Origin of the sequence: Streptomyces racemochromogenes (assembly GCF_044129415.1) — a bacterium.
GTDB lineage: Bacteria > Actinomycetota > Actinomycetes > Streptomycetales > Streptomycetaceae > Streptomyces > Streptomyces racemochromogenes_A.
The window spans coordinates 1-12,427 of sequence record NZ_JBBDHD010000007.1 but is presented as its reverse complement, the minus strand read 5'-3'; the positions used below and the strand labels follow the sequence as shown (position 1 = coordinate 12,427).

Here is a 12,427-nt window from a genome sequence, read left to right as displayed (position 1 = left end):
GAGGCGGAACCGGCGCGCAGCTGCCCCGGTCCCGGCCAGCGTCAGGCCACCGCGCCGCTGCCGAACTGCGGGTGCGCATCAGCGCGGTTCAGTCGGTGGAGCTCTCGGGTGGCGGCCACGGCCCGTCGAAGGCTGGACCGCAGTCAGGGGGCAGGTGGGCCACTACCAACGCAGCCGCCTCGTGCGGTGTGAGTGACTCGCCCAGGACACGCTCCGGCACGCCGAGCGGCGCATACACGATGCACGATTGCGCATCGCCCACGATGAACGGCAGGTCGTTGCTCCACGGGAACTGCGTGTTCCGGTGGAAGCTGAGGGCCCCGTGGCTCGGGAACGGGAACAAGGCCCGCAAACGCGGTTCGGCGTAAGCGGCCTCTACGACCGCGGGCTCCCCTCGCCGCGCCTCGGGACGCCTCTCCAGCATCCCCCGCCACGTCTGCTCAACAACCGTCTCCTCAACCATCCCGCGATCATGACGTCCGCACCCGCCCAGGACAACCCGCACAGCACCGGCCGGCCGGCCGTGGCGGCCCAGCCGGGATCCGTCATCGAGGAGCGGAACGCTATGCTCCGCCCCTGTGAACGGCAACGAGATAGACCTGCGCCCGGACGCTCCGGCCGCGGGCGAAGTCCTGCGGGTCAGCGGACAGGCCGACAAGAGCGAGCTCCGTGCGGCCCTTCGGGAAGCGGGGGTGTTCCGCCGCGTGCGGTTGTCCGGCGTGGCGGGGGCGCTCGCCGTCGCGCTGCTGGGCGTGGCCCTCAGCACCGGCGACGGCATGGTCGATTTTCCCTTCGTGGCCGGGGCGGTCGCGTACGGGGTGACGGTCTGGCTGCTGGCGCCCCGTCGGATCGTCTCCCGTGCGCTCAAGACCGCCCGTGCACACGGGGAGAGGGAGTACACCCTCGACGAGGGCGGCATCACGGTCAGCTGCGCGGGCGGCGAGCAGGGCCGGGTGTCCTGGGAGGAGCTGAAGCGGTTCCACGAGACGCCCGAGGTCTACGTTGTCGTGGGCAGGTCCGGCTGGAAGACCTGCTTCTTCGTCCTGCCCAAGAGGCTGATGCCCGCCCCGGGCCAGGACGAACTGGTCGGCGCCCTGCTCGACTCACGACTGCGGCGGCGCTGAGGACGCAGCCCCGCAACGCGGCCGCCTACAGGCCGGCCCTGACCGGCAGCGACCGCGTCGGGTGGGAGGGCCTCAAGGGAACTGCAGAGAACGGTCCGTGGGTCAGGGGGCATGCAATGTCGATGAGAAGTGGCAACGTCGCTGCCTCGTGAGAACTGAAGTGACGACGGCTCTGCGTGCCTCGTATCGTTCGGCACGTGAGTGTGTTCGAAGTTTCCCCTCAGCGGTCCGAGCTTGTAGTGCGTAGTCCGGAGACGCCGTCGACGTATGTCCGGCTGTCCGACTGGGCCCGGTTGGACGAGCACGAGGTCGCCATTGCGGTGGAGGCCGTGGCGGATGGCCTGCGCGCACGACTCGATGCAGAGAGCATCTCGGTGTGGGACAGGGCCGGAGACCTGACCGATTTCCTGGAGGGTCTGGCGTATGACTTCCGGGGTTGGGAGGGCGAAAGGACGTGGGTGACCAATCGGCTCGTCCTGACGGCGACATTCCAAGCCGGCGGCCACGTTCAGCTCCGCTGGGCTCTGCGCGCCGGGGTCTTCGCTGAGGATGCGTGGGAGTGTTCTGTGACGACGACCCTCGAAGCGGGCGAGCAGATGTCGAGGCTCTCGTCTGAGCTGCGGAGGTTCCTCCATCAGGGGTAGGCCCCGTGCCGCCGGCAGGATCCTGAGTCGGTCGACGATGGCCGCGCAGAGGCGGCAGTCGGTTTACAGGCCAAGGGCCAGCAGGATCGTGACCGTCGGCGGGACCGGCGCGACCCAGCCCGCCCAGCGGCCCGCCCTGGCCAGGGCGGAGTGACGCCGGCACAGCCAGAAGGCCACCACAAGCAGTGGAGTCGCCGTCCAGGACCCGAACCAGCAGACCGTGACGACCGCCACGGTTTGAGGATGAACCTCCGCGGCCATTCCCGCCAAGGCCCCGAAGACGAACGCCACCGGAATCAAGACCACCGCCAAGGTCGTGACCCAGCACGACACCACGTCGGTGGCAGCAGGGGTCGCGGTGGCGCGGTCGGTGGTCAGAGAGGTCGTCTCGTGCATGGGTACAGCCAATCGACTCCGGCGCCGGTTCGCTTGCGCGGGCGTACTCAGGGTCGGCAGGTCTTCGTACTCATCATGCCCAGGCAGCCGTCCACGGCCCGTGCCGGGCCGTCACACGGAGCTGTGGGCCGTGGCCGGTCTCGACGAGTTGCAAGCGGGCCCTCGCGGTCGAACAGCGATGTCACGCTCCGCGCGGGCTCCCCAAGGTCGGTTCCCGAACCCGGATCGGGCAGCGGTTACGGGGTGCAGGTCTCCTTGAAGGGAAGGTCGGGGACGAACTTCTTCCACTCCTCGCGCGTGAACCCGCCGCCCGCCGCGGCACAGGCCATCGCGGTGGGGTCGGCCACGATCTGCGGCAGCCGGCCCAGGTCCCACAGGACCGCCCGGCCGTCGTAGCCGACGCTGACCGCGTAACGGCCGTCGGACCGGAACGTGATCGCCCGGACGCCATCACTGTGCCCGGTGAGCAGATCGACCTGGTGCACCCGGCCGGGGTCGCCGACGTCCCACAGGTTCACCTCGCCGCTGCGCTGGAGCCCGGCGACCACATTGCCTCCGGGATGGTAGGCGAGACCGTCGATGTCGTCCTCGGTCCGGGGTACGCGGCCGACGCGCTTGGGCTTGCCCGGCTTGCCGACGTCCCACAGCATCAGGTCATCGTCGTAGCCGCCCGTGGCCAACGTGCGGCCGTCGGGCGAGAAGGCGGCAGGGTCTTTGCTCTCGGGCAGTGTCACGCCCTTCGCCGCTTCGGCCCGCGAGCGCAGCACGACGTTCAGCCCGTCGAGCGCCAGCAGGTCACCGCGAGGGTCGATCGCACTGCCGTTGGCGGTGAAGGTGAGGGTCGCGGCCAGTCCCCGCGCTTCCTCGGAATCCGCGGCCGGCTTGGGGTGGGCCGGATCCGCAAGGTCGTAGAAGGTCACGCCCGCACGCACGTACCCGATGGCGAGCGTCCGGCCGTCCCGGGTGAAGGCGACACCCCAGACGAAGCGGTCACCGGGGATGACCGCCAGCTTCTTCGGCTGTCGCGGCTCGGCCATGTCCCAGAGCGTGACGTCCTGGCCCTTCCCTCCCGCGGCGAGGATCCGTCCGTCCGCGGTGAAAGCGGCGCTGTCGATCGCCGGCCCACCGCCGACCACGTTGGCGACGGCGACGGGCCGCCCCCAGCTCTCCAGGTCCCACCGTATGACCCGCCCGTCATCGCCCACGGAAACCAGCGCCTTGTTCGCGGTGAACGCGGCATCGGCCACGCCGTCCGTGTGCCCGGCGAACCGCGCCCGGACCTCCACCTTGGGCAGCACCGTCATGTCGAACAGCGCCAGGTCCTTGTCGGATGCGTCGCCGGCCGTGAGCAGTCGCGAGCCGTCAGCGCTGAACCGCAGGGTGGTCACCGCTCCGCGGTGCGCCGGCCATCGAGCGATCTCCGTCGGTTTCGCAGGGTCGCGAACGTCCCAGATCTGGACCTCGTTGCTCCTCGTGGTGACGAGCCGCCGGCTGTCCGGGCTGAACGCCCTGTGCGCGCCGGTGCCCGGCAACCGTGTGAGGTTGCGGGGAGCGGCGGGGTCGCTGATGTCCCAGAGCGTGGTGCCCGACGTGGTGGTCAACGAGTTCCGGTCCTTCGGTTCCTCGATGCCGGTGACCAACCCCGTGTAACTGAGCAGTGTCCTGCCGTCGGGGCTGAACAGTACGGCCGAGCTGTCGGAGACGTCGTCCCGCACCCCCAGCTGCCGGGGTGCCGTGAGGACCCGGATGTCCCACAGTGCGATCGTGCCCTTCAGCCCGTCTGCCTGGCCGGAGGCGGCGAGAAGGGCGCCGTCGGAGCTGAAGGCCACGCCCTGTGCCCTGGTCCCCAGACCAGGGATCCGGAGGGTGGCGGCCGGCACCAGCGGGCCGGAGGCGGGCAGGTCCGTGAGCCGCCACAGTACGACCGTGCCCTGCGGGCAGGTCGCGGCGAGCATCCGGCCGTCATGGCTGAAGACGAGCCGTTCGTCGGTGTTCACGTTGCAGTCGGCCGTGGGGCGCACGTCGAGTCGGGTGCGGACGGCTCTTTCGTCGATGCGCCACAGCACCACGCCGTCCTCGTCATGGACGGAAGCTTCCAGCGTGCCGTCGGGGCCCAGGACCGCGTCCTCGTGCTTCGCCTTCGTGTCGATGCTGCTCACGAGGGCGTCGGTGCGGCCGAGGGTGTCCACGAGGGCCGCGCGAGCGCCCGCCGTCGGATCGACCTTCTCGGCTGCCAGGCCCAGCTTGAGTGCCATCAGGGGTTGTTCGTCGCGCAGGGTGTTCACCCGCTCCACCATCGTCTGGTGGAGGGCCCGCAGCCGCTGCTCGCCGGCTTCCGTTCGCTGTTGGAAGGCGAGGCCGGCTGCGACGAGCGCCAGGCACAGGCCGACGACGGTCCCGGCGAGTGCGGCCTGCAGGCGCCGGGTACGGCGCGTCTCGCGTTGCCTCTCGGCGTGTTGCGCGTCGCTGCTGGCGGTCAGGAACTCCTCGTCCAGGACCGGGAGCCTGCGGTGGCGCAGCCGCTCCTCGCGGATCAGGGCGCGGGCTTCCTCCAGCCGGCCACCACGGAGGTGGAAGTCCGGATGACGGCCGGCCGCGGCCCACGCCTCGGCCGCCTCGGTCAGGTGCTGGCGGACGACGAGCCCCTCACGGTCCTCGTCGATCCAGGCGCGGAGCCGGGGCCAGGCACGGAGCAGCGCCTCGTGGGAGATCTGGACGCCGTCGCGGTCGACGGTGATCAGGCGGGCTGAGGCGAGCCGGTCGCGCAGGGCGGCGGCGGTGTCGCGCTGCCGCTGCGTGAATCCGGACAGGAGGGTGCCCGGGTCCACGCGGCGGCGGACGACGGAGTCCCCGCCGTCCAGGCCCGCGGGGGTGAGGTGGACCAGCCGCATCAGCAGCTCGCGCAGCAGCTCACGATCGGTGGCGTCGAGTTCTTGGTAGAGCGCCTCGGTGGTGGTGGTGACGGAGCGCCAGATACCGCCTGTGGCTTCGTACCCGGCGAGGGTGAGGGTGACGCCGCTGCGGGCGAGCCAGGTCTCGCGGAGCGCGTGGGCCAGGAAGGGCAGCGCGCTCTCCGCGTCGGGGCCGGTCCGCAGGTCGCGCAGCAGGCGGTCGGTGAGGCCCGCTTCGAGGGTCAGCCCGACGGCCCGGGCGGGCCGCTCGATCACCGCGCGCAGTTCGTCGCCGGTCATGGGCGGTACGGTCAACTGTGCGTCCCGTAGGGCCCGGACGAGGGCGGGGTGCGCGAGGCAGCTGCCGTACAGGTCGGCGCGGAGCCCCAGTACGGTACGTGGGCCGGTGGTGAGGAGTTCGAGGAACCTCTCGCGCTCTTCCGCGTCGTCGCAGCGGGTGAAGACTTCCTCGAACTGGTCGACGACGAGCAGGCGGCACGGCTCGCGGCCGGGCAGCGCCTCGGGCAGCGTCCCGCCCGGGGCGGCGATGTCGGCGTGGACGGCGTCGGCGTCGCGGCCGGTCGAGCGGGCCCACACCTCGGCGAGGGCGCGGACTGGGCGGAGTCCGGGGGCGGGGAGCAGCAGGGCGGGCCAGGGGATGCGGGGCGACTCGCGGTCCGGAGCGGGGTGCCCGGTGTCGGCGGCCTGGCGGCGCTGTTGGAGTCCGGCGAGGAGTCCGGCGCGCAGGATCGAGGACTTGCCGACGCCGGATGCGCCCACGAGGACGACGGGTGAGGCGAGGGCGGGTGCGCAGACCGCTTCGACGAGGCGTTCCGTCAGAGTGTCCCGGCCGAAGAAGTGGCGGCTCTCGGCTGCCCTGAACGCCTCCATGCCGGGGTACGGGCACGGCACGTCGGCGGGTGGCAGGACCGGCGCCGTTCCGGCCGGTGCGCGGTAGGCGCGGTTGCGGGCGACAGGGAGGGAGCCCAGGGTGCCCTCGCCCTGGCGGCGGGGCCGGACCGGTTGGTCCCGGAAGTGGCGGTCCAGGGCGACGTACAGGCTGTCCATCGTGTGCCACAGCGGACCGGCCGGGTCGCCTGTGCTCAGCAGGTTCAGCACCTGGCCGCTGAAGAGCGTGTGCCGCCGGCCCGGCGGGGCGAACGACAGGTCGTAGCCGGAGGCCGACGTGAGCAGCAGGCTGCCGTCGGGCCGGGCGGAGGCGAAGGACTCCCATGCCCTCGCTGCGGCGCCCGGGGACGGGCTCTCGGCGCGGCCCGAGAAACAGCAGTCGAGCACGACGATGCTCCCGCCCACCGCATCGCTCAACAGGTCCCGCACCGTTCGGTAGGGCACCGCGCCGGCTATCCGGTCCTGGTCGGTGGTGGCGTGTGTGGCGAGGTAGAGGGCGTTGCGGGGGCCGAGGAGGCCGTGACCGACGTAGTACAGGAGCACGGGCCCCGTGGCCTCGGCGACGGCCCGCTCGACCGCGGCGATCACCCCGCCGGTGTCGGCGTCGTACGGAACCCGGCTGATCCGGTCGGGGTCGGTGATGCCGCACACGTTGCGCAGGGTGGACGCGAGGTCGTCCAACGTGGTGGTGACAGCGGGCAGATCCGGCAGCCGCGAGCCGGGTACGTGTCGCCCCGTGCCGATCAGTACGGCGTGCGCACCCGAAGCGCCGAGGCCCGAGCCCGCGGCGGACGGCCCGGGCTCCCCGCTCTCGCGGACCCCTCCGGGGGCGGGAACCGGCTCGGCCCCGGGCGTCGCCGGCCCGCTCACGGCAGGCGACGTGTCGGGGGCGCTTCGGCGGCGGGCGGGGCGCCTGCGGGTGCGGTCCCGGCGGCGGGCTCGGGTGCGGGAGCAGCGGCGGGCTCGGGTGCGGGAGCGGCTGGCGGAGCTCCGAGCATGGCGGCCAGCTCCCTGGCCAGGTCCGCGCTCTGGCGGGCGTCCAGACCGCGGACGCGAGTGGTCGAGATGGTGATCTCGGTGCCCTCACCCGTGGTGATGGTGACGGTCTGGTCGCCACGGCGGCTCTGCACCCAGGCGACGATGGCACCGGCCAACACGGCGGCGACGCCGCCCGGCGCGAGAACGGCGATCAGTGCGTCGGAGCCCAGGCCCATGGCGTCGGGAGGCGGCGGCTCGCCCAGGTGGCGGCGGACGCGACCGCGAAGTTCCGGCTCTTCGGAGAGGCGCCGACGAAGTTCGGGCAACGCACCGGAGTCGTCGCTCCGGCTCCCGCCCTCGACCGTGATGACGACGCGCATACAGGCCCCCTTCCTGTTCACCGCATCCCGCATCCTAACGGCCAACTCCCTTTCGACTGGGCGAAATTGAGGCTGGGCCGTCGGCGGGGTCGCCTTCCCGCCATGATCCGCCCGGCGATGATTCGCTGTGTGGTGCATCCGCGGGCCTGGGGACAGGGCGACGCACGGAGGCGTGCCCTTGCAGGGCATCTACTCGTGAGGTGGGGTGGTTCGTGCGGCCGTGCGCGGTGCGGGGACGAGGCGTGCGCCGTTCAGCTCGGATTTGCCGGTGAGGGCCCACCACAGCTCCCCCTCCGGGGTGAGGTAGGGACTGTTGCCGTCGATTTCGCCGCCGTGTTCGAGGGCGTCGGCCACGGCGGTCAGGTAGACGGACAGGGAGGGCCAGGCGTCCTCGAAGTGGCCGCTGTCGTCGTGTGCCGCGTTGCCGAGTCGGCCTTGGTTCGGACCCTGGCGCATGTCGATGATCTGGGCGTCTCCGTCACTTTGGGCCCAGGGGATCCACTGGGGGTGCCACCACGGTTCGTCGGCCCATTCAGCGGGTTCGGTGAGGTCGGGGTCGTCACCGGCGAGCTCGACGCGCATCTGCCAGTGGTCGAGGATCCCAGCGACGGACATGGGCGGCTGATCAGGTACGAGGTTGGCCCACTCTGTGATCCCGTTGTGGCAGGCAAGCGACTCCACGAGGTCGGTGGGGAACCGCAGCCCCATCGCCCTCTGCGCGTCTTCGACTTCGACGGGATCGGCCGGCGGCGCGAGGAGTGCGTACGAGGCGGGGGCGTGGCACCGCATCCAGGCGTCGATCCTTGCCCAGGAGCGGGCCACCGGCTGAGGCGCGGGGAAGGTGAGCACCCTGCGCATGAGCCGCAGGCTCTGTAGCCAGGAGAAGTACTCGTTGGTTTCCGCCCAGAGTTCCTGCAGCTCGCAGGTTTCGGATTGGGCCCGGTCCAGGGCGCGGACAGCGGTGCTGCGCAGATCGGCTGACAGGGCGAGGACAGGCAGGTCGGGCCCGTACGCGCTGCTGACGGGCCGGCCGCCGGGGCACTGGGCGGCAACGAGGGCTGCCGCGGCGACCGCTTCGACCGCGAGGTGCTGGTCCAGGGGGTCGTCGGTGCCAAGGACGCGGAGCAGCGCGTCCCGTACGAGGCGGGGCCGGTCGGTCTCGGCGGCTTCGTCGAGGGAGGCGCAGAAATCGGCGGCGGTGTCGTTCCCGAAGGGGCCGACGTCCCAGGTACCCATGGTTCTCCTTGAATGGGGGTGCTCACGGATCCTGTCATGGACGCCACCGGACCTGGGAGAGCAGTAAGAGCACAGCGGACCGCCACCCCTGAGGGGATGGCGGCCCGTTCGCACGACGGCCCCGGCCGGGGGCTGGACTCGTCCCTTCGGATCGCGACCACCCTCCCGTCCGTTGGCCGAAGTGCTCGGGCAGGTCCGTCCACGGCATCACTGCCCTCAGGTCATGGCGGAGAGGGGGAATGCGTAGAGGCGCGATTCAGGGCCTTTATCCGCTTGGTTCGCGACGTCCGGGAAGCGGTCCGCGCAGCGTGCGTAGACGGTGCTGTCGGCGTGGAAGAGGTGGAGCAGTTCCTTTTCCGGCAGGAGCCGCACCGGCCCGCGGTGACCGGTTCTCACATCCACGCGGACCAGGCCGACGCCCCCGACATCCGCTCGCAGGATCAGCGGGTCCCCCTCACCCATGACGACCTGCACTTTCCCGGAGGAGGGGAAGAACAGGTCGCGGTACAGCCAGCGCTGGGTGCCGGTGCGGATGTCCACGGCCAGCGTGCCACTGGACTTCTCGTCCGGCGCCGACTTGACCATCACGACGGTGTCGCCGAAGACGCGGGGCGTGAACGCGTCGGGAACGGACCAGAGGCGATTCCCGCCGGTGGCGAACCAGGCTTCCACGCCGCCGGCGGGCAAGGTGTTCAGGAGCACCTTGTGCTCCGGGACGGGGCTGGCCCCGTGGAGTCCCTTGTAGGTGCCGACGAGCCGGCCTGTGTTCGAGTCGAGCACGATGAGGTCGTCGTCGGCCTGGAAGAAGAGCCGGTCGGCGGCTTCGCCGACGTACGGCCGAGGATCGGAACCTTCCCATTGCCAGGTCCACCGTTGCCGCCCGTCCGCCTCGCCGATCGCGATCCAGGGGCCGCCCCTGAAATCCGCGCGGGCCAGCACGGCACCGGATGCCTTGCCCAGACCGCCGACGACCCTTTTGGCCGCGGGCATGTCGTAGCGCCACTGGACCTCGCCGGTCCCGTGGTGCAGGGCGGAGACGTACGGGCCCTGTCCGACGAACACGGCGGCCGGTTCCGGGAGGGGGAACGTGCCGCCGCTGACGTACTCGCCGAGCGGCCGGTACTCCCAGCGGGTGTCCCCGGTGCGCGGGTCCAGGGCCTTGAGAGGGCCGCCCGCGCTGTTCGTGGCGTAGAACGTGGTGTCTGCGAAGGGCGTCAGACGATCGGCCTCCGACGATACGCGCCAGAGCTCCTTGCCCGTGCGGGAGTCGTACACCACGGCTTGCTTCTCGCTGTCGGCACTGTCGACAACGACCATGGGGCCCACCGTGCCCGGCCGGGTGTCGGGCTGGAGTGAGAGCTTCCACGACGGCTTGAGCGTGCTGCGGTCGGAGCCCTTGTTTCCTCCGTCGCCACTGCCGCTGTCGGGGAGCAACTGCGGCACGGCGATCACGGTCGACACCGAGACCACGCCGAACAGTCCCAGGAGCACCGTCCGCCGCTGAACCGGCCGCTCGTGCCGCCGCTCCGCACGCCCTGCCGGGGCAGGTGGCCGTGCGGGCATGGGGGGCGCGGGTCGTCCGACCGTCTCCTCCGCTCCCAGCTCGTGCAGCACGGCTCCCAGGCGGGCCGCCGTCTCCGCCGCCGAAGCGGGGCGGTTCTCGGGGGACTTGGCGAGCAGTTCCATCACCAGCTGTTCCAGACCGGCGTGCAGCCCGGTGCGGCGGCTGGACAGGGGCGCGGGAATCTCGGTCGAGTGGGCGATGATCTGTGCGAGTGCGTCCCGGTCTCCGAACGGGGGCGTCCCGGTCAGGAGCTGGTAGAGCAGGCAGCCGACCGAATAGAGGTCCGAGGCCGGGCCGACCTCCCCTCCGCGCGCCTGCTCGGGTGACATCCAGGGGGCGCTGCCGAGAATTCCGCCGGCCTGACTCAGCCGGTCCAGTCCGAGCTCCGGGTGGAACCAGGCGATGCCGAAGTCGAGGACGCGTACGACGCCGTCCGCGGCGACCATCACGTTGGCCGGCTTGATGTCCCGGTGCACGATGCCCCGTTCGTGCGCCGCCTCCAAGGCGATGCACACCTGACGGGTCCACTCCACGGCCCGCACCGGGGAGGGGGGACCGTCGGCCGCGAGGATGCGGTCGAGCGGCCGCCCGGCGGCCAGGGCCATGACAATGAACAGGGTGTCGCCGTCCCGCCCGAAGTCGTGCACGGTCACCACATGAGGGTTGTCGGACAAGCCGGCTGCGGCCCGCGCCTCGCGCTCCAGCCTCGCCGCCGCGTCGTCGGTGACACCGGGACCGGCGACGGTCTTCACCGCGACTTCACGGTGCAGAAGCAGATCCTCCGCCCTCCAGACGACGCCCATCCCTCCCGCGCCAAGCCGCTCGACCAGTCGATAGCGCCCGGATAAGACCCGTTCTGCCACTGTCATCCCCCCTGTCACGGCACGTCCTTGCCAGCCTAGGGCGTCAATCCCCGCACAGGGCGAGGAACTTGTGTAGCGGTGCCTCCACCTCGCCGCGGTGCCGGTCCGCTGTGGAAGCAGCAGCCGCCGTCGGATGTGCCCCTGCCGCCGATGGTGACTGCCGGGTGGCTTCGCGTCGTCCGGATCGCCCATGATCGAACCTCTGGACGTTGGGCACTGGGATGGTGTGGTGTGGGGGACTGGCAGGCCGATCCGACGTTCGCGATGTGCCGGGCTCTGGTCGACGGGGCGGATCCGGCCTCGTTCGCGGGAGGCCCGTTCGACGTCCGGGCTGTCGTGGCGACCGTCCGGCCCGGGACCTTCGACGGAGCCGTCCTCGATGACCTTCCCTGGGGAAACTTCCCTCACGGGGGCAAGGCCCGGGAGGCCGTTCGCCAGTTGTGCGCCGGAGACCGGGGCTCATGCAACGCACTGGGTGTGCTGATCGGCATGTGCGCCGATGACAGCCGGGCCGCCGTCGCTCTCGCCGTGCCGTTCCTGATCCGGATCGCCACCGACCCCGACCATCGACACCGCGCCGCCGCCCTCGGCGGTCTCGCCGCCCCGGCCCGCGCCCGTCACTTCGGTGTCGCCTCCCGCGACGAGTTCCTCCTTCACCGCTCCGGCCCCCAGCACGAGATGCGCAACGGCTACGACGATTACGGCGTCGAGGTGACCGGCTACCCGGCGGGCTGGTCGGTGGCCGCCGCCCGGGCCGCGATCACCGCCGCAGCCCCCTTGCTCCTGCCTCTCCTCGGAGACTCCGACCCCGCCATGCGCATCGACGCCTCCTACGCTCTGGCCACCGCGGCCGACCCCGGCCACACGGTCCGAGGCGTGTTCGCCGCCAGGTTCGCCGAGGAGAAGGACCCTGTGGCCCTGGCCGCCTTGGTTCTCACCACCGCGGAGATCACACGGGGCCACCCGCACCGGCCGGCCACCGCGTGGCTCCGCGAGCTGTGGCAGGACCGGGCACAGGTCCCCGAGGTCCGCCTTGCCGCCGCAATCGGCTGGCTCTGCCTCACCGACGAACCCGCCCCCGACACCCTGCGCACCACCGTCGACGCCCTGGCCACCGACGAACGCGCCCGCGCCATGGACGCCCTGCCCTGGATGGCCGCCGTCGGCGGCAACGAACCGGGGCTCCTGCGGTGTGTCCGCCGCATGCTGCACCCGGAAGCGCCTGAACCGTACAGCGACGATCCCTGGGCCCCACAGCCCTGAGCAACGAACGACAGGGTTCCGGCCTGGCTCCCGACCGACAGCGCCGGCGCCGGCGGTCAGTCTGAGTCGTACCAATGGGTGAAGGGGCGGTCCGGGCAGTGTCGGCATTCGAAGATGTACACGGAGCCCACGCTGCCCACATCGAGGCCGGTGGGGTCGACCGGGACGGCTCGGCTCCC

9 protein-coding genes are annotated in these 12,427 nt (G+C 71.6%); 3 read left to right on the top strand and 6 right to left on the bottom strand.

Annotation, left to right across the window (positions count from 1 at the left end; genetic code table 11):
* Positions 1-88 precede the first annotated feature (88 nt).
* Positions 89-463 (bottom strand): DUF6193 family natural product biosynthesis protein, encoded by a 375-nt coding sequence (locus tag WDV06_RS04310; protein ID WP_395508256.1) that lies wholly within the window; start codon positions 461-463, stop codon positions 89-91.
* A 115-nt stretch (positions 464-578) separates the two neighbouring features.
* Here WDV06_RS04310 and WDV06_RS04305 point away from each other — a divergent pair, with 115 nt between their 5' ends.
* Positions 579-1,124 carry a YcxB family protein gene (locus WDV06_RS04305; RefSeq protein ID WP_395508255.1) on the top strand — a complete coding sequence of 182 codons (546 nt, stop codon included), beginning with the start codon at positions 579-581 and terminating at the stop codon, positions 1,122-1,124.
* Positions 1,125-1,321: 197 nt separating this feature from the next.
* Positions 1,322-1,768, top strand: coding sequence for a DUF6228 family protein (locus WDV06_RS04300; RefSeq protein WP_395508254.1), 447 nt, complete (start codon positions 1,322-1,324; stop codon positions 1,766-1,768).
* 63 nt (positions 1,769-1,831) lie between these two features.
* Here the strand turns inward: WDV06_RS04300 and WDV06_RS04295 are convergent, their stop codons facing one another.
* The 5 genes from WDV06_RS04295 to WDV06_RS04275 form a co-directional block, all read right to left on the bottom strand.
* Positions 1,832-2,164, bottom strand: coding sequence for a hypothetical protein (locus WDV06_RS04295; RefSeq protein WP_395508253.1), 333 nt, complete (start codon positions 2,162-2,164; stop codon positions 1,832-1,834).
* A 236-nt stretch (positions 2,165-2,400) separates the two neighbouring features.
* Positions 2,401-6,834 (bottom strand): caspase, EACC1-associated type, encoded by a 4,434-nt coding sequence (locus tag WDV06_RS04290; RefSeq protein ID WP_463668207.1) that lies wholly within the window; start codon positions 6,832-6,834, stop codon positions 2,401-2,403.
* Complete coding sequence (locus tag WDV06_RS04285) at positions 6,831-7,322, bottom strand: effector-associated constant component EACC1 (RefSeq protein WP_395508251.1); 492 nt, start codon at positions 7,320-7,322, stop codon at positions 6,831-6,833. Before WDV06_RS04285 ends, WDV06_RS04290 begins: the two co-directional genes overlap by 4 nt.
* 189 nt (positions 7,323-7,511) lie before the next feature.
* On the bottom strand, positions 7,512-8,558 hold the full coding sequence (locus WDV06_RS04280) for a DUF4259 domain-containing protein (protein WP_395508250.1): 1,047 nt from the start codon (positions 8,556-8,558) through the stop codon (positions 7,512-7,514).
* A 216-nt stretch (positions 8,559-8,774) separates the two neighbouring features.
* The gene (locus tag WDV06_RS04275; RefSeq protein ID WP_395508249.1) at positions 8,775-10,991 is read right to left on the bottom strand and encodes a protein kinase domain-containing protein; all 2,217 of its coding nucleotides are present in this window, start codon (positions 10,989-10,991) and stop codon (positions 8,775-8,777) included.
* Between the two features lie 483 nt (positions 10,992-11,474).
* Between WDV06_RS04275 and WDV06_RS04270 the strand changes: the two genes are divergently transcribed.
* A complete protein-coding gene (locus WDV06_RS04270) occupies positions 11,475-12,248 on the top strand; it encodes a hypothetical protein (protein WP_395508248.1) in 774 nt (257 codons plus the stop codon).
* The last annotated feature ends 179 nt before the right edge of the window (positions 12,249-12,427 follow it).